The sequence below is a fragment of the Spirosoma sp. KUDC1026 genome, assembly GCF_013375035.1.
GTDB lineage: Bacteria > Bacteroidota > Bacteroidia > Cytophagales > Spirosomataceae > Spirosoma.
Genome location: NZ_CP056032.1, coordinates 180955 through 205296 on the forward strand (window position 1 = coordinate 180955; position 24342 = coordinate 205296).

The 24342-nt window shown below is 54.0% G+C and carries 21 protein-coding genes; 14 read left to right on the plus strand and 7 right to left on the minus strand.

Features of this window, described 5'->3' with window-relative positions; all coding sequences use genetic code 11:
• Positions 1-112 precede the first annotated feature (112 nt).
• The 3 genes from HU175_RS00735 to HU175_RS00745 all read left to right on the plus strand — a co-directional run bounded on the left by HU175_RS00735 (position 113) and on the right by HU175_RS00745 (position 1843).
• Positions 113-508 carry a DUF4870 domain-containing protein gene (locus HU175_RS00735; RefSeq protein ID WP_176564764.1) on the plus strand — a complete coding sequence of 132 codons (396 nt, stop codon included), beginning with the start codon at positions 113-115 and terminating at the stop codon, positions 506-508.
• A 121-nt stretch (positions 509-629) separates the two neighbouring features.
• Positions 630-1484: a sugar phosphate isomerase/epimerase family protein gene (locus HU175_RS00740; protein WP_176564765.1), complete on the plus strand. Its 855-nt coding sequence runs from the start codon at positions 630-632 to the stop codon at positions 1482-1484.
• 2 nt (positions 1485-1486) lie between these two features.
• Entirely contained in the window at positions 1487-1843 is a 357-nt protein-coding gene (locus HU175_RS00745; protein ID WP_176564766.1) for a VOC family protein, read from the plus strand.
• 37 nt (positions 1844-1880) lie between these two features.
• Here HU175_RS00745 and HU175_RS00750 read toward each other — a convergent pair whose 3' ends face one another.
• From HU175_RS00750 to HU175_RS00770, 5 genes are all read right to left on the minus strand, one after another.
• Positions 1881-5060, minus strand: a complete 3180-nt coding sequence (locus tag HU175_RS00750; protein ID WP_176564767.1) for an efflux RND transporter permease subunit — start codon at positions 5058-5060, stop codon at positions 1881-1883.
• 140 nt (positions 5061-5200) lie between these two features.
• Positions 5201-6163: an efflux RND transporter periplasmic adaptor subunit gene (locus tag HU175_RS00755; RefSeq protein ID WP_176564768.1), complete on the minus strand. Its 963-nt coding sequence runs from the start codon at positions 6161-6163 to the stop codon at positions 5201-5203.
• Between the two features lie 31 nt (positions 6164-6194).
• Positions 6195-7490: a TolC family protein gene (locus tag HU175_RS00760; RefSeq protein ID WP_176564769.1), complete on the minus strand. Its 1296-nt coding sequence runs from the start codon at positions 7488-7490 to the stop codon at positions 6195-6197.
• Between the two features lie 116 nt (positions 7491-7606).
• Positions 7607-8197: a hypothetical protein gene (locus tag HU175_RS00765; protein WP_176564770.1), complete on the minus strand. Its 591-nt coding sequence runs from the start codon at positions 8195-8197 to the stop codon at positions 7607-7609.
• 95 nt (positions 8198-8292) lie between these two features.
• Positions 8293-12636 carry a T9SS type A sorting domain-containing protein gene (locus HU175_RS00770; RefSeq protein ID WP_176564771.1) on the minus strand — a complete coding sequence of 1448 codons (4344 nt, stop codon included), beginning with the start codon at positions 12634-12636 and terminating at the stop codon, positions 8293-8295.
• Here HU175_RS00770 and HU175_RS00775 point away from each other — a divergent pair.
• The 8 genes from HU175_RS00775 (at position 12635) to HU175_RS00805 (ending at position 17145) form a co-directional block, all read left to right on the plus strand.
• Complete coding sequence (locus HU175_RS00775; RefSeq protein ID WP_176564772.1) at positions 12635-12904, plus strand: hypothetical protein; 270 nt, start codon at positions 12635-12637, stop codon at positions 12902-12904. The two genes, HU175_RS00770 and HU175_RS00775, sit on opposite strands and share 2 nt — an antisense overlap.
• A gap of 98 nt (positions 12905-13002) precedes the next feature.
• Positions 13003-13143, plus strand: a complete 141-nt coding sequence (locus HU175_RS00780) for a hypothetical protein (protein WP_176564773.1) — start codon at positions 13003-13005, stop codon at positions 13141-13143.
• A gap of 46 nt (positions 13144-13189) precedes the next feature.
• Positions 13190-13312: a hypothetical protein gene (locus tag HU175_RS24920; RefSeq protein WP_255433089.1), complete on the plus strand. Its 123-nt coding sequence runs from the start codon at positions 13190-13192 to the stop codon at positions 13310-13312.
• A 15-nt stretch (positions 13313-13327) separates the two neighbouring features.
• On the plus strand, positions 13328-13465 hold the full coding sequence (locus HU175_RS00785) for a hypothetical protein (RefSeq protein WP_176564774.1): 138 nt from the start codon (positions 13328-13330) through the stop codon (positions 13463-13465).
• An 18-nt stretch (positions 13466-13483) separates the two neighbouring features.
• Positions 13484-14068, plus strand: a complete 585-nt coding sequence (locus HU175_RS00790; protein ID WP_176564775.1) for an NUDIX hydrolase — start codon at positions 13484-13486, stop codon at positions 14066-14068.
• Positions 14069-14164: 96 nt separating this feature from the next.
• Positions 14165-15322, plus strand: coding sequence for a pyridoxal phosphate-dependent aminotransferase (locus HU175_RS00795; RefSeq protein ID WP_176569080.1), 1158 nt, complete (start codon positions 14165-14167; stop codon positions 15320-15322).
• A complete protein-coding gene (locus HU175_RS00800; protein ID WP_176564776.1) occupies positions 15319-16176 on the plus strand; it encodes a prephenate dehydrogenase in 858 nt (285 codons plus the stop codon). Before HU175_RS00795 ends, HU175_RS00800 begins: the two co-directional genes overlap by 4 nt.
• A 102-nt stretch (positions 16177-16278) precedes the next feature.
• Positions 16279-17145, plus strand: coding sequence for an aldo/keto reductase (locus HU175_RS00805; RefSeq protein ID WP_176564777.1), 867 nt, complete (start codon positions 16279-16281; stop codon positions 17143-17145).
• A gap of 80 nt (positions 17146-17225) precedes the next feature.
• Here HU175_RS00805 and HU175_RS00810 read toward each other — a convergent pair whose 3' ends face one another.
• Positions 17226-17681: a PA2169 family four-helix-bundle protein gene (locus HU175_RS00810; RefSeq protein WP_176564778.1), complete on the minus strand. Its 456-nt coding sequence runs from the start codon at positions 17679-17681 to the stop codon at positions 17226-17228.
• Between the two features lie 374 nt (positions 17682-18055).
• Between HU175_RS00810 and HU175_RS00815 the strand changes: the two genes are divergently transcribed.
• Together HU175_RS00815 and HU175_RS00820 are read left to right on the plus strand one after the other, a co-directional pair.
• Positions 18056-18808 carry a ferritin-like domain-containing protein gene (locus HU175_RS00815; RefSeq protein WP_176564779.1) on the plus strand — a complete coding sequence of 251 codons (753 nt, stop codon included), beginning with the start codon at positions 18056-18058 and terminating at the stop codon, positions 18806-18808.
• Between the two features lie 20 nt (positions 18809-18828).
• Positions 18829-19605 carry a ferritin-like domain-containing protein gene (locus tag HU175_RS00820; RefSeq protein WP_176564780.1) on the plus strand — a complete coding sequence of 259 codons (777 nt, stop codon included), beginning with the start codon at positions 18829-18831 and terminating at the stop codon, positions 19603-19605.
• A 72-nt stretch (positions 19606-19677) separates the two neighbouring features.
• On the opposite strand, the gene HU175_RS00825 is transcribed toward HU175_RS00820, so the two are convergent.
• Positions 19678-21120: a hypothetical protein gene (locus tag HU175_RS00825; protein WP_176564781.1), complete on the minus strand. Its 1443-nt coding sequence runs from the start codon at positions 21118-21120 to the stop codon at positions 19678-19680.
• 314 nt (positions 21121-21434) lie between these two features.
• On the opposite strand from HU175_RS00825, the gene carB reads away from it, so the two are divergent.
• On the plus strand, positions 21435-24311 hold the full coding sequence (carB, locus tag HU175_RS00830; RefSeq protein ID WP_176564782.1) for a carbamoyl-phosphate synthase large subunit: 2877 nt from the start codon (positions 21435-21437) through the stop codon (positions 24309-24311).
• Positions 24312-24342: the final 31 nt, after the last annotated feature.

Below are 24342 nucleotides of genomic sequence, written 5' to 3' on the forward strand. Positions count from 1 at the left end.
CTAATTTATCAAAAAGCCCCACCGCGAACCGGTGGGGCTTTTTGATTATAGAACACCAACTAACATTACTAGCTGTCAGCAAGTTATATTGATCAAACAGTTACGAATCCGCATGGAAAACAGACCACCTATTCCACCCTATTCGAGTTCGTCCGGGCAACCACCTTTGAGCGATTCCGACAGCCGCACCTGGGCCGTTATTACGCACCTGAGCGCCATCCCCGGCTCATTTGTGGTAATCGGCAGCGTTATTGCGCCACTCATTATCTGGCAGATTCAAAAAGAACGTTCCGAATTTGTGAATTTCCACGGCAAGGAAGCTGTTAACTTTAACATTACAATGGCTTTGGCGGCTGCCGTCTGCTTTGTCCTGTTTTTGATTTTAGTGGGCATTTTCCTGATCTGGATTGTTGGCGCCGTCTGGCTCATCTTTACCGTCATTGCCGCCATCAAAGCCAGCAACGGCGAGTACTACCGATACCCGATCAGCTTTCGATTTATCAGATAATACGTATTGTTTTATGCTACTACGCCGTTGAAAACAGCCTCACTCTGTTTTTAACGGCGTAGTTCGTTTATCCCGCCTATTCCGGTACTTTTACCAACTGCTTATTAAGACGTTTGACTTTATGAATCCAAAATTTGGGGCTTCACTCCTATCCTGGATCCCACCCCGCTGGACACCCGAGGGTGGTTTGTACGCCATTCAGAAAACAGCTGCAGCCGGCTTCGACCTATTGGAAATTCTGCTGCCCCCGTCGATGGAGTTTGACGCCGTAACGGTAAAAAAGCAGTTAGCGGATCATAGCCTGTCGGCAGTGTGCTCCCTGAACCTACCCCCCACGGCGCACATTCCCTTTCATCCGCAGGAAGCTACCCGTCTCATAAAGGCAGCGCTCGACAAAACGGCCCAGCTCGACGTAACGTTTTTGGGCGGTGTGTTGCACAGCGGCATCGGTGTATTCAGCGGCCAGCCACGTACGCCGGAAGAAGAGAACACTGTTTGCGAAGTTTGGGCCGACGTAGCCGATTATGCCCTTCAGTTGGGCATTACTATCGGCATTGAGCCCATCAACCGCTACGAAAGTTACGTCTGTACCTCCGCCGACGACGTACTGGGTTTCCTGAAACGTATCAATAAGCCGAATCTGGGACTGCACCTCGATACGTTTCACATGAACATTGAGGAATCGAATTTCTATGATCCGGTTGTCGGCGCAGGATCGTCGCTGAAGCACGTTCACATGACCGAAAGCGATCGGGGCATGCTCGGAGAAGGCAATGTGCACTGGGACGATCTGTTTCGGGCGCTGAAAGCGATCAGCTACGACGGTAATCTGGTACTGGAAAATTTTTCATCGGCTGTACCGGGTATGGCCAGTGCCGTGTCGCTCTGGCGTCCGTCGCGCTACGACGCCGACGAACTGGCCAAAGGCAGCCTGGCATTCATGCGCCGGAAAGTAGACGAGTTTAACCAGCAGTAATTATGATTCAATTCAAGCGGTTAGACCACATTCTGGTTTCCATACCGGAAGGCAAAACAGCCGAGGCTCGTGCTTTTTACCGCGACGTGCTTGAGTTGACCGAAATTCCAGGTAATCATCCGAAGGGAGCTATCTGGTTTACCATCGCCGACATTCAACTGCATTTGCGGGAAGAAGCGGGCGGTTATTACTCCGCCCGGCATCCGGCCTTCGAAGTTCTTGACCTGGAAGCCGCTAAACAGGATTTGATTCAGAAAGGAGTCAGCCTTGCGTATTCCTCTGAAATCGACGGTCGGCAGCGGTTCTTCATTCGCGATCCCTTCGATAACCGGATTGAGTTTTTGCAGTACAATGCGTAGCAAACAAGGGCTCTTCAAGAGCCCTTGTTTGCTTTTGTTAAATCTCCGTTCCTTCTTCAATCGGTTCGGGCTGCGGTTTTCCGTCAATACCGACAGTTGGGCGCATCCGACGGCGGTTAACCAGGTAAAACAGGGGAGGAATCAGAAGGGGCGTAAAGATCAACGTTGTTGTCAGGCCGCCGATAATCACCGTGGCTAGTGGCCGCTGCACATCGGAGCCGATACCGCTCGAAATAGCCGCTGGAACCAGACCAATGATCGCCACGACCATGATCGCCATGATGGCTCGGAACTGTTCCTGCGCCGTGTCGATAGTGATTTCCAGCAGTGACTTATCGCTATGTTCCAGACTCCGGTTTAGCGCCGACACCAGCAGTACCCCCGCCATTACCGATATACCAAAGATAGACACGAAACCAACCCCGGCCGATACGTTGAAGTTGTACCCACGTAACAGCAGCGAGACTATGCCACCCGCCAGGGCAAACAGCAGACAGGTCAGCGTCAGCAACGTATCACGCACGTTGCCGTAGAGCATGAACAGGAAGAGAAACACCACAACAATCGTCAGCGGAATCGAAATAGCCAGTTGGCCGCCCGCCCGTTCGAGGTTTTCGTACTGACCACCGTAGATGATGCTGTAGCCCTCCGGAATGTGGACGTGCTGGCTTACTTTCTGGCTGATCTCGCGTACGAAGCCACCCTGGTCGCGCCCACGAATGTTGGTCCGGACAGTAATCATCCGCTTGCCGTTGATGCGGTAGATATTCGTCTGCCCCTGTACGTAACGAATGTCAGCCAGTTCGCTCATTGGAATCAGAGCGCCCGTGGCGGAGGGCACCTGTAACTGCCGGATGGCGTCAATACTCCCCCGGCTCTCAGGCGTAAAGCGTACCACGATATCGTATCGTTTAGCCTCATCGTAGATCGAACCCACCGCCTTGCCACCAATGGCCGCTTCGATCATGCCTTCAATTTCGGATACGTTGATACCGTACCGAGCCGCGGCCGGGCGGTTGATGCGAATGGCCAGTTGATCCTGTGGTCCTTCCTGTTCAATATTCACGGATACGGCCCCGTTCATGCCACGTACCAGCGCAGCGATGCTATCCGCTTTGGACCGCATCAGTGTCAGGTCATTACCGACCACCGAAATAGCCAGGTCAGCCGCGCTGCCCGTCACGATCTCCATCACCTGATCAATAATCGGCTGACCGGACGAGAAGAACGCACCAGGAAATGCTTCCTGTAGCTCGGCCTGCATCGACCGGACAATTTCTTTTTTGGATATACTGTCTGACCAGGTACTGTAGTCCTTCAGCCCTACCAGGATTTCAGTCCGGTCCGACGGGAACGGGTCAGTACCGTCGTCGTTACGTCCCGATTGGGTGATGACGAAACTGACGGGTTTGTATTTGCCGATGATATCGCGGATTTTGGGCGCGATCTTGGCGTTTTCCTGAATCGTAATCCCCGACGGCATGAATGCCCGCATGAAGATCGAACCTTCGTCCAGTTCCGGCAGGAACTCGGTACCGAGCTTCAGGCCAAAGCCGATCATGACCAGCACAATCGTCATTCCTACACCTACGACCAGCCGGGGCTGCCGGAACAACGCCGACCGCAGGAGCCGCTGATAACCCCGCTCCAGGGGCGACAACAGAAAGTTTTTGTGTTCTTTCAGCGGCTTCCCGTTCGGGTCGAGTGCTTTACGGAACGCGAAAGAAATCAACACCGGAATCAGCGTCAGGGCACAGAGCAACGACCCGATTACGGCAAACGACAACGTCAGTGCCATTGGGCTGAAGAGCTTCCCTTCTACCCGCTGCATCAGCAGGATTGGCATATACGCCAGAATGATGATCGTGACCGAGAAGAAAATCTCCCGCGCCACTTCGCCCGCCGATTTGGTCGTAACCGTGACCAGCCCTTCCGTTCGGTCCGTCGGTCGCGGGGACCGGTATCGTCGAATCAAATGCTCGGCCATCACACTCGCGCCATCCACGATGATCCCGAAGTCGATAGCGCCCAGTGAGAGTAGATTAGCCGGGATGCCGACGAGTTTCATCAGGATAAACGCAAACAGCAGCGAAAACGGAATCGTCACCGTAACGACCAGCGCGGCCCGGAGACTCCCCAGGAACAGAACGAGCAGGATCGCGACAATCGAAATCCCTTCGATCAGCGTGTGCGCTACGGTTTCGAGCGAATGGTCGATCAGGAAGCCCCGGTCGTATAGAATCCGCAGATGAACGCCTTTGGGCAGTTCTCGCGCTTCCAGATCAGCGATCTTTTCTTTCAGCAGTTCCAGTACCTCGCTGGGGTTCTCCCCCCGACGTAACAGGACAATCCCTTCCGTTGAACCAACCGCATCCAGGTGTTCATCCGGAATCCGGTAGCCCAGAATCCCCGAGGGTGACGGTGGATTGATTTCCACGCTGGCGACGTCCCGGACGAATACGGGTACGCCTTCGTTGGTTTTCAGAACGATGTTCTGTACATCCTCAGGCGTTTTCAACGCGCCTAACCCACGAACAGCAAACCCCTGTCCACCCCGAGCGACGATATTCCCCCCCGTGTTCTGATTGTTTTTCTGCAGGGCATCGACCACCTCTTGCAACGTCAGGTCGAATTTGCGCAGCTTGGCAGGGTCCGGAATAACCTGGTATTGTTTGATGGGGCCGCCGAAGGTCGTTACGTCGGCTAGGCCAGGCACCTGCAGGAGTTGCGGAATGATGACCCAGTCCTGCAGATCGCGCAGTTGCATGGGCGTGAACGTAGCCGGCGCTTCGATCACGTACCGGTAAATTTCACCCACTGCGGTTGTCAACGGAGCCAGTTCCGGCTCGACGCCATCGGGCAACTGCGCGTTACTGAGCCGTTCTATGATCTGCTGCCGGGCGAAATAGTCGGTTACGGTTTCGTCGAAGTTAAGCTGCACCACCGACAGCCCGAAAATCGTTCGCGACCGGCGATCTGTTACGTGTGGTACGTTGTTAAGCACCCGCTCAATGGGAATTGTCACCTGCTGCTCGACCTCCTCGGCGGCCCGTCCGTCGTATTTCGCAATGACGACAACGTTGGTATCGGCAATATCCGGGTAGGCTTCGATCTTGAGCAGTTTGAAGCACCACAGGCCCAGCCCCATCATTGCAACCGCCAGCCCAACAACGGCCCAGCGGTTGCGCAGGGAAAACGTGATTAATTTCTGAATCATAAATGGGAGGAGGAAAGGAAGAAGACTGGAAACGAGGAGAATGGATAAAGGAACAAGGAGGAGTCCGCAATCTTAACGCAGTAGCTTATTGCCTCTTTCTCCTTGTTCCATGTTCCATTTTTTCCTTTCCTCTTAAAAAATTAATACCCAAAACTTAGTCCTTTTAACTGCAATGTATTGGCAGCAACAACAGCGTCTTCGTTGCGTAAGCCGTTCTGTACTACAATGCGGTTGTTTTGCTGCTGACCGAGCTGAACCGGGCGACGCTCGATGCTCTTTGGTCCGGTTTTCACGAAGACGTAATCCTGGCCCTGCACCGTTACCACGGCGTCGCGCGAGACCGTGATAGAATTTCCTTCGACCACGCCAAACTGCACCGTAGCGTACATACCCGCTTTCAGGCGCCCGTCGGGATTGTCAACGGCAATACGCAGTTTAATCTGACGGGTGGTGTTGTCTACGTAATCGTTGATATCGTCAATCCGTCCCTGAAAGTGCTGGTTCGGGAACGAAGCAAAGTTGAGCGTACAGGGCAGGCCCTTCCGGATGCTGCCGAACTGATTTTCCGGAATCTCACAGACTACCAGACTGGTGTTGGGTTTGGCGCGACGTAACGCTTCCGGATCGAAACCGGCTAGTTTCAGCGTAGCCTCATCGCTGATAATGGCCGCTTCTTCGTTAGCCAGCTGGGTCTGCGCTTCGATGACTTCCTTGCCCGATGCGGCCCCGTGCGCCTGTAAATCGCGCACCCGCGCCAGGTTGCCCCGCTGGGTCTGAATATTGATCCGGTGCTGCAGAATGGCCGTATAATTCGCCGACAGATCCGGATTATCGAACAGCACCAGCCGCTCGGATGGGCTTTCGATAGAACGAACCACCATAGCCGCTACGTGACCGGGAGCCGAAAAATCATTCCGGATAGCGCCGGGCTGCGCCGGTTCCGTCGTAAATGGCTTTATCATAGCCGCGTCGGGAAACGTAATTTTCTTCCCGTCGGCACTCACTTCGGGCCGGGGGATAGCCGTCACTACCGGCTTGGATTTTTCTTTGCAGGAGACCGTAATGAGCCCCAGCAGGATAACAACATGACGAAGCGATATCATTTTTGCGAGTAACTAGCCTGAAGATTGCGGATTAGTAGGTATTGATCTGCCCGGTCGAGTATAGCAACCGGATGTAATTCTGACGGTAGGTGTAAACGGCTTCGTAATAGGCCGTCTGCGTCTCGAACCAGGAGCGTTGCGCTTCGAAAAGGTCGATCAGGTTCGTAGCTCCCCGCAGATAGGCGTAGCGTACGGACGCCAGCACCTGATCGGCATCGCGCCGGATGCCCGTGTAGCGCTCCACGTTCCGACGGCTGGCGATAAACGACTCGTAGGCAGTGCTCACTTCGGTTCGAATACGTGCCTGTACTAAGGTAGCCGCCTGACTGGCTTGGTTCTGCGTGATTTGCGCTTTCTGAATTTCGCCCTGATTGCGGTTGTAGAACGGTAGTTCGAGCGTAAGGAAGACCCCTGCATAGGGCACGCTGTTCTGGGGGTTCCAGATTAGACCGGCTTCGTTACGCGGTTTAGCCAACACCCGTTGTAACGCCAGGTTGCGCTGAGCCGCTTCGACGGTAGCCGCGGCCACCCCCACATCGGTCCGGCTGGTGGATGCCAGTTGCAGCAGGCTGTCAGCCGGGGCCAGCGCAACGGGATGTAGCACCAGTGGGTTGGGAACAGCCGGATTAACGATGGAATCGTTCATGGCCACACTAATACTGTCGGTGGTACCCAGCACCAGCCGGAGTTCGTTGAGTCGGTTGCGCAGGTCCTGCTGGGCAGTACGTGTCTGTAATTCGTATTGATCGAGCAACAGTCGCGTCCGGGTCAGATCGGTAGTAGAAATGGCCAGATTTTTCAGGCGTACCCGGTTGAGCTGTACCAACGTATCGGTGTTAGCGCGGGCTCGCTCCAGTAATACCACCTGAATACGAGCGTACCAGGCATCCAGAAACCGATTAGCCGCATCGAAGAGGATAGTGCGTTCCGTTTCGGCCACACTTCGTTCTGCTACTCTCGTACTGGCCTGAGCAAAACGCGTACGGTAATCCCGTTTGTGATGGATATCAAACTCTTTGGTGGCCTGCAACCAGAACTGCCGCCGTTGTCGACTCAGGCTGCCTGGGGCATCGGTAACCGGCACGGCAGGCTGTCCCTGATTGAGTTGAAATAAGGTCTGATTGTTAAGAACTGGGTTCGAGCGGAGGTTAGCCGTTACCTCATCGGCCTGCGCGGCATTGATATTCAGACGTTCGATACGTAACGCCGGACTATTGGTACGTACCTGCTGCAGCGCCTGCCGAAGCGTTAATGGCGACTGAGCATAAGCGGCCAGCTGTAGGCCACTGATTAAGAATAGATTAAATAGTAATTTCCTGAGTAACATTGGTTTCGGAAGTACCTGGCAAAATAACAAAATGCCTGTCCGACAACCGTCTACTACTCAATTAAAAGGCTGTTAAATATACTCAATCCGTATAAGTACCTCGTTACGATGCGCCGTTAGAACCAGGGGCGCCTGACCTTGAACGACCGCCGGAGACCGCTGAGCAGTAGAAACGCGCCAACAAGTCCGAAAATAACCGCCAGCAGTGTAATGTGCAGGATGGCAAACAGAACGGCGATCAGAATAACGATTACCGACGCTTTCAGTTTCCAGCTGATGCGCTGCCACCAGTTCAGTTCCTGACGCAGGGGCATACCCAGACTCTGCCGAATCCGGTTACCCAGTTTTAACTTTTTCTGTGGTTTCGGACGTGGTTGCTGGGTGGTTCGTTCCTGGCGGCTTTCGGTCAGTAGCTTTTCGATCCGTTGTACCCGCTGTTCGATTCGATGGCCGGTTGTCTGCTGGGGCACGCTTTTGCGACTGACCGTTACTGGTTCGGCAGATCCTTCTCCGGTTATAGTCTCAGGCAGCGTTTCCTCCTGTACATCAGCAACCAGAACAGCCGAGTCAGCGCCCGGTTTATAGGCGTCAACCGGTAACCGGCTGGCAGCCGCACGCGCTGTGGGTTGAAAATAAGCAACGGGGCGCTGGCAGGAAGCCGCAAACAGACAGACAACAACCGAAAAAAGAGAAAGCGTATAGTTCATCAGAAGAGTAAAAAGCCTGCAAACCGGTTTCGAAAACCGTTTAGACAACGAACCAGGGCCGATGGTTAATATAACCGGGCCGAAAAAAGCCCGGTCTAATTGCCTTGACGCAGGATACGATACGTAAACTGTTGCCCCGTTTTGTCAACGGCTACCCGCACCAGAACTATCGGATTCACCCACGGGGTCAGGCTGATTTCGGCAACCGGCTCCGACGTACGTTGCTGGCTTAGCAAGCGCCCAGTCAGGTCAATTACCTGTACGGTTACGGGTTTGGGCAGATTTGTCAGTTCAATCCAGACCCGGTCGCTGGCGGGGTTCGGATAAATACGAACGTTGGGCGCCAGAACCGGCTCCGTTGCCGTGACCAGTTCAACCCGTGTGGTTGACGGTTCCAGCAGGGCACCCACTCCGCAGGCGTTCGACACACCGGTTATCTGGTACGAGCCAGCACCGGTATTCGGCTGCCAGTCCAGTACAGCTGATTTAGTGGTCGACGTAAACGTTCGGCTGATTTGTCCCGACTGCACGCTGTACGTCCAGGGGCCATCGCCCGTAAACCGCAGTTTAATCTGGACGGCTTTGCCGGGCTGCAGCAAGTACATAGCCGAATCGAAGCTGGCCGTCGGACTTCCCACCGCCCGGTACGTGAACGGGTTGGCCCCACTGGCCACGTTAGCATCGCTGGCTACCACCCGAATCCGATACCCCGCGCTGGACGGCAGTCCGGAAGGGATAACGGCCCGTAAGGGGCTGCTGGTCCCCGTAGTTGTCAGGGCTTTGAAGTTAGCTCCCGTCGAATCCGACAGTTGAATGGTGAAGGTGTTGCCCGTTGTGAACGTACCGGTTGTTTCGTAATCAACAGCGATGGTTGTGCTGCTGCACAATAAATCCGACGATACGTTTGTGGCCGTAACGGTTTTATCGCTGGCCGCGTTGACCGTGACGGTAGCAAGGCCCGCTGCCCGGCCGTTTCCACAGCCATTGCTGACCGATACGAGACTATAACTGGTTGTCTGCGTGGGGGCGACCTGAATGATGGCGTTGCTGCCATAGGCGGTGAAGGCGCCCTGGAAGCCATTCGACAGGGTATAGTTGACCTGCTCGGAGGTCCCTACCCCACCCATGTTGTTCAGGTTCAGATACGTTGACTGACCGGCGTTGATGACCGTATTTCCCGACAATGAGTAGGCTGGCAGCCCACTAACCGTAAAGTTACCGCTCAATGTTTCGCCCTGTCCACCCGAAGTCGAGGCCCGCACCTGATACGTTCCGGCCGGAACGGTCGTTGGCAGGGTCAGCGACACCGGTCCGCTGTTGAGCGTGGCGTTGGTCAGTGCTGTTTCGGCCTTGGTAACGGTGTTGATCAGGGTATAAGCCAGCGTTGTCCCAGCCGCAAAATCACCGGTATTGGCAACCCGGAACGTTACTGGTTGACCCGCGCAGATGGGCTGCCCCACAGCAGACGTCAAGGTGAGCGCAACGGTTGGCTTGACCGCAATCGTTGCTTCGCCCGTCGCGGTACCGTAGCCGCATCCGTTCGTGACCGTACGAATTGAATAGGTCTGGCCCGTGGTGGCCGTCAGCTCCCGAACGGCCGGTGAAGTCGTGAACGACTGACTTACTTTATCCGAGAAGACTACCTGCCACGGTGATTCTCCCGTCAGGTTAACGGTCAGTTTCACGGTGCTGCCCGCGCTGACCGAAGCGAGGCTGGCCGTTATTAGGGCCGCCGTTGGTGGCTGCGATACACGAACCAGCAGGGCCGCCGTCCGGGCATCTGAATTTTTCGCGACCAGCCGCAGGTAATAATCGCCCGTCGTCAGCGAAGCCGGGATGGTCGCGACAGCCGGAGAGGTGGTTGTCGTGGCAATGGTGCTGAACACCGAATCCCGGCGCGACGCCAGCTGCAATTGATATTCGGTACCTGCCGGGGCCGATGGATTGGTAATGAACGGCAGGCTCAGGCTGCTGCCTCCGCAGAACGTAAAGTAATAGGTGTTAGTAGCGGGGCGAACGGGTAGTTCAATCCGGTACGGTTGCGGTACATACGTAATCTGCTGGTTCGATACGGTCCCTACTCCGCAGGCATTTGCAATCGATTTCAGTCGATACGTCGTTTTACCCACCGGTTTAACCGTTACGCTTGTGCCCGAGGTCGCCGTAAAGTCGGTCGTGCCATTGGTGAATACCGTTGTAAAAGGGCCTTTCCCCGTTAGCTGTGTTACGTTCAGGGTGACCGCGCTGCCCGTCGGAATTGTGTTGGGTTCTGACCCGTAGAGGTAATAACTGTTGATGACTTCGGGAATTTCGAGCGACGCGGTTGGCTTCTGATTCACGCTGACCTGGAACTCATTGCTGGCAATCGCCGGATTCGTTGCGCTGATCCGCACTTTCCGATCGTCCGGCAGTTTAATCCGGATCGGACTGCGGGTTCCCTGTCCAACAACGGCGGCATCGGTCCAGCCCCAGCCTTCGCCCAGCGACGAAGCGGCCGCCTGTATGCTAAATAAGTTATCCACAGCGAACGTACCGTTTGTGTGGAAAAACACCTGAATGCTATCGCTGTTGCACTTGTTTTGCTGCACCGAATCGATCTCCACGCTCGCGGCATTCGGATTTTCGACGGTTACGACAGCAGTGGTCGACAGGTTATCCACACGCCCGCAGCTATTCTCAAAGTAATCGATCTTGAAAGTTTTCGTTGTTGCGGCATACACCTGAACGCTCAGATCGTCGCAGTTCAAACAGGTATTGCTTTGCGCCGGGCTGCCGCTCAGCTTGTACGTAAACGGTCCCCCACCAATGTTCTGAACACGCAAAGCCACCCTGCCCGGGCTTTCCAGCGTGCGCTGCCGGTCGTCGGCCGCAAAGTAAGGCTGTGGTTTGCGGGTCACCACAAGCGTCTGGTTCGGGTCCGAAGCTCCTTCTGTGGCGGGTGCAGTGGTGCGTATGCGCAGACTGTAATTCCGGGTAGCCAGGAAACCACTGCTGTCTGTAGGCAGGGCAGGAATTGTAAACACCAGCGTCCGACCGTTTTCCAGCGTAGCGGGTGCTGAGGCTAGTACGTTTCCACCGCTGCCATAACGAAAATCAACAAAATACTGGGTCGTGGATTGTTGAAGGAAATTTAGTGTAACCGGTAGCCGGATCTGCTGGCCTTCACAAACCGGCCCCCGCTGGTAACCACTACCGGGTAAGGAATCAATCGAAATTCCCTGCCGTACGGTCACCGTCGTGCTGGAGGGGTTGATAGCGGCCGGGCCGCAGGTGCTCTGAAAACTCGTAATCCGGTAGGCCGTTGTCTGTCTGGGTCGAACGATCAGGTTGCCAATCCCAGTACCATTGGATTCGTCAATGGCCAGCTGCAGGCTATCGTTCAGAACTACCTGATAAGGACCCCGTCCACGCGCCTGCACAGAAATAGCCTGGCGCTGCCCCGCGTCAATCGTCAGGCTGGGCGTAGTAATCTGGGCCGAAGCCGCCGGGCTGACGGTTAACTGCACACCCGTCGGATCACTGGCCGTTACGGGATTCGTTGTCAGCACCTGCACATAAAACGACGACGTAGCTGTAAAGGATGATGGCAGCTGGACTTTCAGTCCACCGCTGAATTCGACCGCATCCAACTCATATTGGCGGGCGTTGGCGGGTGCCGCCGTAGCAAACGGGTTATAGCTAATCAGCCGCACTTTGAACGTATTACCCGTCCCAAAACTACCGGCCCCTTTGGAATACGCGACCATAAACTCGTTACCCACGCAAACCACGGCGGGCGAGGCCGACACCGTTTTCACGGCAATGGGGTTGACCGTCAGCGCAGCGGTTCCATTCCCGGCGCCTACTCCGCAACTGTTATCCACCGCCGTAATCGAGTAGGTTGTACTCCGTTCCGGATATACCGTTACGTTCTGCGTAAATGTGCTGTTACAGCAGTCCGACAGCTCCTGCCGGGTACCATCGCTGAGCGTGATGCTCACGGGCGAACTGCCCTGCACGGCGTATTGCAACGTAACGGGCTGGTACGGATTAACGGCCGGTGTGGCCGGACCAGTCAGGGTCACTACGGCGGGGAGTATCACTTTGGGCCAGTTCGTCCACGCGCTTTCGGCGTAGGGACTGCTGCTCACGATCCGGTACTGATACCGACCTTCTTCAGTATAGTTGGGCAGACTCGAGGGTAACTGAACCTGCGCCGGACTAGCGGCAAAGGCCTGAGACTGAACAAGAATTTCCTGTGTGTACTGATTCCGAATCTGGATAATAAAGGTATTTCCGGATTCAAACTGTCCTGCTACGGTAAAGGGTAAGCTGGCCACGGTGTTGATACATACCGGATCGGGAACATAAGCGGCTGTAATGGTCTGGGCCAGGGTTATGTGGCCCCATACCAGTCCCAGAACAGTGCCCAACAGGCGAAAAAAACGCGAACGTAACATGCTAACAATCAAACCCAGAATCGTGATCGACACTGATTTTTATCTCCATTATCTTTTCTACTCCCCAACCGGCGCTTTTCCAGTAAATCAGCAAGGGCCGGGCAATCCGCAAGCAGGTAATCATCTGGCTAACCGACTATCCCCAACCCCCTCCTATCAACGTCCTGATTTACAGACCAAAGGCAATCAAAAAAACCAGTCCCTGCCTTTTTGGGGCTTAATTTCAGCGGCAATCATACCATCCATTCAGACCCGGCTATTCGATTAGCTGCAAGCTGGGTCGCAAAAACCAATGATCAGACGATCAACAACCGTGCCACATAAACCGACCGGGGACGCGCCACTCAACGCTGGAGCGTCGACTCATTGATTGCCCGCGGCTACGCGCTGGTGACGGCGTACTACGGTTATATTGAACCTGATTTTCCGCTGGGCTGGCGGTCAGGTATCCGGTCGGCGCTGGGCGATACGTCTTGTGCTAACAACTGGGGAGCTGTGGGGGTCTGAGCCTTGAGTCGGATCCTCGACTATCTGCAAATCGATCCGCTCATCGATGGCAAGCGGGTTGTTGCTTTTGGCCATTCACGCCTGGGTAAAGCGGCCGCAGGACGAGCGATTTGCCGCCGTAGTCGGTAATAAAGCGGGCGAAAGCGGAGCGGCTCTGTCCCGACGCTGATATAGCAAAACGGGTTTGGGCACCACGACGTTTCCACCCCTGAATCAGCCGGTTGGCCAGACCGTTCGCTACCACATCCGTAGCGGAAAATATGACGTAACGCTGTACGACTGGCAGCAGTATCTACGCTTTGCCGATGCGTTGGTTCGGTAACGGCCCTACCTTTGCGGCATGACACTCAACAATGACCCCCGGCCCTGGCAGGTCGAATCTTCAGAATACCTGCACCGTTTACCTTGGTTTACAGTACGTAAAGATGCCGTCCGGATGCAGAATGGCGGTTTTATCCCCGATTATTTTGTCCTGGAATACCCCGATTGGATTAATGTAACGGCCGTTACGACCGATGGTCAGTTAGTGCTGATCCGGCAATATCGGCACGGACTCGGGCAGGTATCGTATGAACTCTGCGCGGGCGTTGTCGATCCGGGTGAGGACCCACTGCCAGCGGCCCAGCGCGAACTGCTGGAAGAAACGGGCTTTGGCGGGGGCACCTGGGAATTGTTGATGACGCTGTCGGCCAACCCCGGTACGCACGCCAACCTTACGTACGCCTACCTGGCAACGGGTGTTACGTTACAACAGGCTCAGCAACTGGAATCGACCGAAGAGATCACAGTGCACGTGGTTTCGCCGGAACGGGCGCTTCAGCTGCTGGAGTCGGGCGACATTATGCAGTCTCTTCATGCAGCCCCCCTGTTAAAATATCTGCTTAAGCGCGCAGCGTCGGCCTCGGAACCAACCCGATATTTCTAGGAGCACGACGGAATAATCCCCGTATCTTTGCCGCTCCAACCCAATCGGGTTGTTTTATCTGACAATTACTCCGGTACCCAGCGTACCGCACTGGCAATGATTATCCCCCTGGCCCACCGTGCCGATCAAGCGCAGGAATACTACTTCTCGGTTAAACTGGCCGAAGTTCGACGACTGCAGGCAGCTGGTCACGATATTATTAACATCGGTATCGGCAACCCCGATATGATGCCCTCGTCCAATACGATCGATGCGCTCATCGCGTCGGCGCAGCAGCCCGGTTCGCATGGTTATCAACCGTATAAAGGTACCCCCGGCATGCGTCAGGCTATCGCTCGTTTTTACGCGCATACGTACAGGGTAACGCTGGATGCCGATACCGAAATTCTGCCGTTGATTGGCTCTAAAGAAGGTATTACGCATTTATCGCTGACGTTCCTGAACGAGGGCGATGGCGTATTAGTACCCGAGCTGGGATACCCGGCCTACCGGGCCGTCAGCCAGATGGTGGGTGCGCAGGTGCAGGAGTATCCCCTGCTCGAACATGGTGGCTGGCAACCCGACTGGGAAGCTACGGCGGACCTGGTGACAGAGAAAACCAAGATCATGTGGATGAACTATCCGCACATGCCGACTGGTGCTCCGGCCACGCAGGCCCTGTTCGAGCGGGCCGTTCGGTTTGCCCACGACCACAAGATTCTGCTGTGCCACGACAACCCGTATAGCCTGATTCTGAACAAAAAATCGCCGATCAGCATCCTGTCGATCGACGGGGCGAAGGACGTAGCTATTGAGTTGAACTCACTCAGCAAATCGCACAATATGGCCGGCTGGCGGATTGGCTGGATGGCTGCGGCTAAAGCCTACGTTGATGCCGTCCTGACCATAAAAAGCAATGTCGACTCGGGGCAGTTTAAACCCCTGATGGACGCGGCTGCCGAAGCGCTGACCAACTCCGACAACTGGCACCGGGAACGTAACGCCGTTTACGCCGACCGGATGGAAGCCGCTCACGCCCTGCTCGACGTTTTGGGCTGCACCTACGCCACTGATCAGGAGGGCATGTTCATCTGGGCAAAGCTGCCAGAATCAGTAGCTTCTGCCGAAGCGCTGGTCGATGACCTGCTGGTTAACAAGCACATTTTTCTGGCCCCCGGCTTCATTTTCGGCCCGAAAGGCCAGCGGTATATTCGTATCTCGCTCTGCCTGCCGAAAGAACGTATCTGGGAGGCCGTAAATCGCATCAACCCATGACCGTCAGTATTGTAGGTATTGGGCTGCTGGGCGGTTCATTCGCCCTGGCCCTCCGGGAGAAGTACCCGAAAATGCATTTTATTGGCGTCGACGCGTCGCCCGTGAACGGGCAGCTAGCCCTGGCAAAAGGCATCGTCGATGAACTGCTGCCGCTGGACGAAGCCGTCGCCAAAAGTATGCTGGTAATTCTGGCAACGCCGGTCAATATCATCACCGATTTATTACCCCTTATTCTGGATCAATTACGGCCAGACGCGACAGTTATTGACCTGGGCTCAACCAAAGAGCTGATCTGCTCAGCCGTCGATACCCATCCCAAACGGGATCAGTTCGTAGCGGCTCATCCGATGGCAGGTACCGAAAACTCAGGACCCGGCGCGGCTTTCCGGGAGTTGCTTCCGGGTAAGAACCTGATCATCTGCGATCGAGAGAAAAGCCGTCCGGATAGTCTGGCACTGGCCGAAAGTCTGTTCCGGGACATCGGCATGAAGCTGTTTTTCATGACCCCAAAGGAACACGATCTGCACCTGGCCTACGTATCGCACCTCAGCCACATCAGCGCGTTTGCGCTGGGGCTGACGGTATTGGATAAGGAACGTGACGAGAAAGCAATTTTCGATATGGCCAGCACCGGCTTCAGCTCGACCGTACGGCTGGCAAAAAGTTCTCCCCAGATGTGGGCGCCCATTTTTGACCAGAACCGGACCAACGTATCAGACGCCTTGGCAGCCTACATCGACTTTCTGCAACAGTTTAAGCAGGTCATCGACGAGCAGGATTTAACCACCTCACTTTCGTTCATGCAACAGGCTAACGTAATTCGTCGGGTGCTGGACGGCATTGAGAAACGTTAAAAACTATTTTACCGGCAACGACACAAAAAACGCTTTCGTTGGTTTTACACTATGGACCTGGCGCGACGCCGGGTCCGTAACCTAACAAACCCAACAGCGTTTATGCAATCTGTTGATCAACAACCGGCCGCGCAGGCTGGGACGATTACCATCGGCGGTGATCTGACCGTCAACCGTATGGCGTATGGTGCCATGCGTATCACTGGCGACGGCATCTGGGGTCCCCCAAAAGATCATGACGAAGCCATTCGTGTGCTGAAACGCACCACTGAACTTGGCATCAACTTTATCGATACGGCTGACAGCTATGGTCCTTACGTATCAGAGGAGCTCATCGCCGAAGCCTTATACCCGTATCCAAAAGACCTGATTATCGGCACAAAAGGCGGTTTGCTACGTACTGGACCAAACCAATGGCCCGTAGACGGTAGCCGTAAGCACCTGGAAGAAGCGCTGGAAGGTAGCCTGAAACGACTGAAACTAAACCAGATCGATCTTTATCAACTGCACCGCTTCGATGACAAGGTCCCTTCCAAGGAATACCTGACGTTCCTGAAAGAAGCGCAACAGGAAGGCAAAATCCGGCATATTGGCTTATCGGAAGTGAGCGTCGAGCAGATTAAGGAAGCTCAGGAATATTTCGATGTTGTATCGGTACAGAATATGTACAGCTTCGGCCAGCAGAAATGGAACAGCGTTCTGCAATACTGCGAAGAAAACGGTATTGCGTTTATTCCCTGGTACCCGCTGGGTGGTGGCGACCTCGGCGCCGAAAACGCCGTCAAGAAAGTCGCTGAACGTCATGGCGCTACTGAATTTCAGATTGCCCTGGCCTGGTTGCTGGCTGCGTCGCCAGCGATGCTGCCCATCGCGGGAACCTCATCGGTTAAACACCTCGAAGAAAACGTACAGGCGGCAACAATCAAACTGACCGACGACGATTTGCAGGATATGCCTCTGCCCGCTTAAATGCTGGCTCGGCCTGAACACACAAGTAAAAAGGGCGCCAATCAACTGATTGGCGCCCTTTTTACTTGATAATTACTTTACTAGGCTGCTTTGTGCAGCGCTTTGATTTTTTCCTGAGCAGCTTTCAGTTCGCTAAGCTGCTTGGTCAGATCTTCTTTGATGTAAGCCGGAATGTGATCTTTCTCGATCGCATCTTCGTAGGCTTCAACGGCTGCATTCTCACCGAACTCTACTGAGCTCAGAATCGTATCCAGGTCTTTACCCGTTACGGCCGCTTTGATGTCGATCCACGCCCGGTGAATTTTGCTCGATACGTCGGTCGACGTTGCATCCGATACGGCTAGACCGTCGATACGTACAATATGGTCAGCCAGCTGGCTACGGAAATTCTGACTCTGAATGATGTAATGACGAAACAGATCGTCCAGTCCTGCATCTTCGTTATCTTCTACTGCTTTTTCGTAACCCTGAATCCGGTCGTTGTTGATTTTTACCAGGTCGTTGAGGTCGTCAACGATTTCTTCGTTCTTAATCATAACAGATGAGTTATAGTTTGATGATTAAAACTATAGCCAACCTTAATTGTTGGAAAGTCTGTTAAAGTTTTTGGAAAGATTTTCTGAGTGACTACTATACAATTCTGGGAGACTACTTTTTTCTTCTTTTTGCACCAACAAACCCCCTGAATCATCCTATTCTCATAGGCTCCCATTAATTCTATTTGATTACATATTCGAGATATTGTTGTATTTTTTTTTAAACGGCATTTCGCTATACCGTAGAATCAGTAAAACTACCACTTACATGATATTTGATCATTTCTCAAATCCTTTTGCCGGGGCAGCGCGTAGTTAGGGTAATTCTGCCGATGGGCGGTGGAAACTCTCCCTTTAACGTATTCAGTAACTCAATGGAAAAACAATCCAACGACCAAGCTGGCGTGAGTCAATTGCTGTCTGACGCCAAGTCAGCGGCAGTAGGACGCCGACTCTTCATGCGCTATCTGGGTACTACAGCCGCAGCCGGTGTTGCACTTAGTGCCTGTACCAATCAATTAGACGAAGCAGTTCCAACGGGTGCAGCCCGGGCCGGTTACCGCACCGTCGATCTAGGTGACCTGGGTAGCAACGATGTCGGTATCCTGAACTATGCTTACGCTCTGGAACAGCTCGAAGCTGCTTTCTACACCCAGGCTGTAATGACCCCATTTTCGGGCATGACCGAAATGGAAAAAACGATCCTGACCGACATCCGTGACCACGAAATTGTACACCGCGAGCTGTTCAAAGCCGCTCTGTCGAGTGCTGCTATTCCAGGTCTGACGCCTGATTTCACCAGCATCAACTTCAGCAGCCGGGCAAGTGTACTAGGAGCCGCTGCTCTGTTCGAAAAAATTGGTGTGTCGGCGTACAACGGCGCAGGTCAATTCATCAAAAACGTTGATTACCTGCTGCTCGCTGGTAAAATCGTTTCAGTGGAAGCACGTCACGCAGCGATCATCAACACCCTGCTGTACCCAGACGGAGCTAACTTCGCAGGCGATGACGTCGTCTTCCCATCTTCGGGTCTGGAAGAAATCCGCGTACCAGGCGAAGTCCTGACTCTCGTTGCTCCTTACGTTTACGAAACCATCAACGCAATGCCGGTTCGCCGAGTTGCCTAGTCTAAATCCCCTTATCTGTCATGAATTTACAAAACATACTGAATGAAATTGAGCAGGTGGATGCCGACATGTACGAACGGCTTGACCACGTATCCCGTCGCCACGTTTTCTCCAACTTTTTGAAGAAAGCAATGGCCGGTGCTGCTCCGGTTGCTTTTGCTGCTATCCTTAACAAATCTTACGCGCAGAACAGTTCAGTCGCTGACGTCCTGAACTTTGCCCTGCTGCTGGAGTATCTGGAAGCAGAATTCTACAACAAAGGTTTAGCGGCCTCCGGTCTGATCCCCTCTGGTGCAGGTCGTACGATCTATACTCAGATTGCCAAACATGAGAACGCGCACGTAGCGTTGCTGCAATCAGCTTTAGGTGGTGCTGCTATCGCTAAACCAGCATTTGACCTGACGTACAAAGGTGCTTTTGCCGATGTACTGACAAACTACCAGACGTATCTGGCGGTGTCTCAGGCACTGGAAGATACAGGTGTTCGTGCCTATAAAGGACAGGCGGGCGCGCTGATCTCAGCTCCTGCAGTTCTGACAGTGGCGCTGCAGATTCACTCAGTAGAAGCTCGTCACGCAGCCCGCGTTCGGATGCTGCGCGGTCAGAAAGGTTATATCGTTAACGCTGATTCGGGCGGTGTTCCAGCAGCTGTTTACGCTGGTGAAGATAACGTTACGCAAGGTGGTGTTAACCTGGTATCAGCTACGGGTTACAGCATGGCCCGCGTTACGGAAGCTTTCGACGAACCGCTCACCAAAGCGCAGGTTCTGGCTATTGCTACGCCATTCCTGGCATAAGCGAACCAATACCTGATAACAAAAAAGGATGCCTCGTTCGAGGCATCCTTTTTTGTTATCAGTAAGCTCGGCCTAGTTTGGGCGTGTTGCTGTCAGGCTGCGTAACCGAATCATTGAGCCAGCTTCGGCCGCCGACTGGTTAGCAGCTGGCGTGAGACAAAGCTGATTGATGATACCGTCCCAGCCGTTTCGGCCGCTCATATCAATTTCATACACTCGGTATTGACCATCGCCAACGACGGGAAACTCGACAAGCCGCTCAGGCGCGTCAATGAAATCAGGATCTTCCGGTTTGCGCCAGACCAGCCGTGCCGCCGTTGCGCCCGTTTTGAAGGCAGCCTGCACGTACAGTTTTGGCGAATCGGCGGCACGCCAGTACGCCAGCGGGCTCATGATCCGGAAGAGAGACTGTGTTTTATCGAAGCGCTCCCACTTAACGGCCAATTCGTTCTGAATGGGCCAGCCGAGATCCCGTGTATTGTAATAATACCAGCCGAGTCGGCTCTGGGCAAACTGGTAGTTCGGTGCTACTGCGGGCCGGGGCTGATTGTAGGCAAACTGGCGAATGTCGGTTAGCGACCCAACCACTAGTGTATAGTCATATTCGTACGTACCGTTGTGGTCGATCACCAGGAAACTGTCGCTGTTCATATAACCGCTCGGCATGTCGAACTCGCCCCCGACGAGGGTTGTTCCGAAGCCCGCTGTCCGATACCGGTACTCATTGGCCCGGAACAGACCAACTCCCCGGCCGCTCTCGTTGAGTAACGCAATCCAGTTTTCGGACGCATAGCGGGTAATCATATCCCGTTCCTTGTACTCAGAAACAGGTCCATTCGTGAAAGGCTGGTTTCCGGTATACGTTACCATCCGGTGATAGGGGCCATTCAGATACACGCAGGGTGTTTCCTGAGTCCGGGCTTCATACTGGGTGGTATCAGCGCGGTTGACCACGATCCGGCAGCGAACGTGTACCGTATTGTCTTTAATTTCGAGCCAGTGCTCCATGGTACAGTCGGCCGGTTCGTCGAACAGGGGCCAGATGAGCGGGATTGTCTTTACGTAGAGTTTGTTTTGCTCCTGCTGGTAACTGACTATCCGCGCAGAGTGGTTAAACACATCGCCACTCTGCACCGGGTTCCAGCCCAGGTTCCGCCATTGGTAGACGGGGTCTTTCCCGTTCACACTATATGGATACGGCCCGGCGTAGATAGACGTTTGAAGCTGCCGTCCTAAGTCAGCATTGTTGACCATGTTTTCGTTGCTGTTCGCTTCAGACAGATACGTAATGGCACCACCCACACTAAGGTCAATCGCCACCTTTACTTTGTCGTTTGTCAGAAACAGCCGTTTCTGCGGAGCGGGCTGCACCTGTGGCGGAACGGGTGTGCTGGTGCCGGGTACTGTAGGCGTTGTGGGGGGCGTGTACGGAATAGTAGCCGGGAAATCGCGGCTACAGGCAATGCCCAGTAGCAGAGTCAGACCAGCCCAACCAGACAGACGAAGAAGGTTCATAGGTAACGAACAGACGTAGATAGTCAAAAATAAGGGCAGAAATAGCCTTTTCCTACCGTATTAGTAAACTCTTACCCGATGGACCAGTCCATAGGCGACTCAGTTATCTAACGCACGGAATGACCTTATTTGTCTGTTTTACGACGGCTCGAAGGCGCCCGTTATCGATTTGTTTAGAGTCTCTCCATTAAGTTTTTGCAAATTTTGCGGTAGTGTCTGCCAGAAGCCCTAATTTTGCGGGATTTTTAGGCCGCCCTCATTGGTGCCTATCTGTCAGAAGAAAAATCTTCATTTTTCATTTGCCCCGTTGAAAAATGCCTAAAAACGCCAGCATTCGCTCCGTACTTATTATTGGCTCTGGCCCCATCGTTATTGGTCAGGCGTGTGAATTTGACTATGCCGGTTCGCAGGCTGCCCGCTCGATTCGGGATGAAGGTATTGAAGTTGCCCTGATTAATTCCAATCCGGCAACGATCATGACCGATCCGATCAACGCCGACTATGTCTATCTGAAACCGCTGGAGAAAAAATCCATCGTTGAGATCCTGAAGAAACACCAGGAGATGGGAAAACCCATCGACGCGGTGCTACCAACTATGGGGGGGCAAACGGCCCTCAACCTGGCGATCGACTGCGACAAGGCCGGTATCTGGCAGCAGTTTGGTGTCAAGATCATTGGTGTAGACATCAAAGCGATTGAAACGACAGAAGATCGTGAGAAATTCCGTCTGCTGATGCTTCAGCTGGGTGCTGGCGTCTGTAAAGGCCGTACAGCCCGCTCGTTCCTGGAAGGCAAAGAAATCGCTCAGGAAATTGGCTTTCCGCTTGTTATCCGCCCATCGTTTACGCTCGGCGGTACGGGTGGCGGTTTCGTTAACACGCCCGAAGAGTTTGATAAAGCCCTGACCAACGGCCTGCACGCATCACCGGTGCACGAGGTACTGGTTGAGCAGAGCGTAATGGGCTGGAAAGAATATGAGCTGGAGTTGCTGCGTGACAACAACGGTAACTTCATCATCATCTGTTCGATCGAGAACTTCGATCCAATGGGTATCCATACCGGCGATTCCATTACGGTAGCCCCGGCCATGACCCTCCCCGATACGCTGTACCAGAAAATGCGTGATCTGGCCATTCGGGTGATGAGTGGCATCGGGCAGTTCGCGGGTGGCTGTAACATTCAGTTCTCGGTTGATCCACAAACCGACGATATCATCGTTATCGAAGTGAACCCACGGGTGAGCCGATCATCGGCGCTGGCGTCGAAAGCGACGGGCTACCCCATTGCGAAGATTGCCGCTAAAATGGCCGTTGGGTATAACCTCGACGAACTGATCAACCCGATTACGGGTACGACCTCAGCCTTCTTTGAGCCCGCCATCGACTACGTAATCGTTAAAGTTCCCCGCTGGAATTTTGACAAATTTCCCGGTGCCGATCGTTCGCTGGGCCTGCAGATGAAATCGGTAGGTGAAGCCATGGGTATTGGCCGGAACTTCCAGGAAGCCCTGCAGAAAGCTTGTCAGTCGCTCGAAATCCGGCGGAACGGTCTGGGTGCTGATGGTCGTGAACTTACCGACCGCGATGCGCTGACCAAAAGTCTGAAAAATCCGAGCTGGAACCGGCTGTTCCACATTTACGATGCCTTCAAGGCCGGCATGTCGTTCCGGACGATTCAGCAGCTGACGAAGATCGACCCCTGGTTCCTGCATCAGATCGAAGAACTGATCGAGCTGGAGCGCGAAATCCAGAAGTATGATCTAGAGGATCTCCCGCCGGAGTTATTACGTACCGCTAAGCAGAAAGGATATGCCGACCGGCAGCTGGCGCATATTCTGAGCGTTAAGGAAAGTAAGATTTATGAGTACCGTCAGCAGCATAACATCCGCCGGGTGTTTAAATGCGTCGATACCTGTGCGGCCGAGTTTGAGGCCCGTACGCCGTACTACTACTCAACCTTCAACAACCAGTTGCCGATAACCCTGGACCGGCCGGAGCCGGTTTCGGACCTGCCGGGTAATGAGTCGATCCGGTCGAACCGGAAAAAGATTGTTGTCCTGGGATCGGGACCAAACCGAATTGGGCAGGGTATCGAATTCGACTACTCCTGTGTACACGGCGTACTGGCGGCCAAAGAAGCGGGTTACGAAACGATCATGATCAACTGTAACCCCGAAACCGTTTCGACCGACCCTGATATTGCGGACAAGCTGTATTTCGAGCCGGTGTTCTGGGAGCACGTTCACGCCATCATTATGCACGAGCAGCCCGAGGGCGTGATTGTGCAGCTGGGCGGCCAGACGGCCCTAAAAATGGCCGAGAAACTGACCCGTTACGGTATCAAGATCATTGGTACGAGCTGGGAGGCACTTGACCTGGCCGAAGATCGGGGGCACTTCTCCGACATGCTCCGGAAACTCGACATTCCTTATCCGAAATTCGGTACGGTGCGCGAGGCCGAAGCAGCGCTGGAACTGTCGCGTGAACTGGGCTTCCCGCTGCTGGTACGTCCAAGCTACGTACTGGGTGGGCAGAACATGAAGATCGTTATCAACGAGAGCGAACTGGAGCAGCACGTGATGAAGATTCTGCAGGATATTCCGGATAATAACATCCTGCTCGACCATTTCCTCGAAAACGCTATCGAAGCCGAAGCCGACGCCATTTGTGACGGCGAAGATGTCTACATCATCGGGATCATGGAGCATATCGAGCCTGCGGGTATCCACTCCGGCGACTCGTACGCGGTACTGCCTACGTTCGACCTGAGCGAGAACGTGATCCGGCAGATTGAGGAACATACGAAAAAGATTGCCGTAGCGCTGAAAACGGTTGGTCTGATCAACATTCAGTTCGCCATTAAGGACGAGGTAGTTTACATTATCGAAGCCAACCCACGTGCCAGCCGGACCGTACCGTTCATCTGTAAAGCCTACCAGGAGCCGTACGTGAACTACGCAACGAAGGTAATGCTGGGAGATAAGAAGGTGAAGGATTTCGATTTCAAGCCCGTCAAGAACGGCTACGCGATCAAGATTCCTGTGTTCTCGTTCAGCAAATTCCCGAACGTGAACAAGGAACTCGGACCAGAAATGAAATCTACGGGTGAGGGCATCTACTTTATTGATGATCTGACCGACGACTTCTTCCAGAAGGTCTACGCCGAACGGAATTTATATCTAAGCCGGTAGGCGAAAATACTGTCAGTTATACATTGAGCCA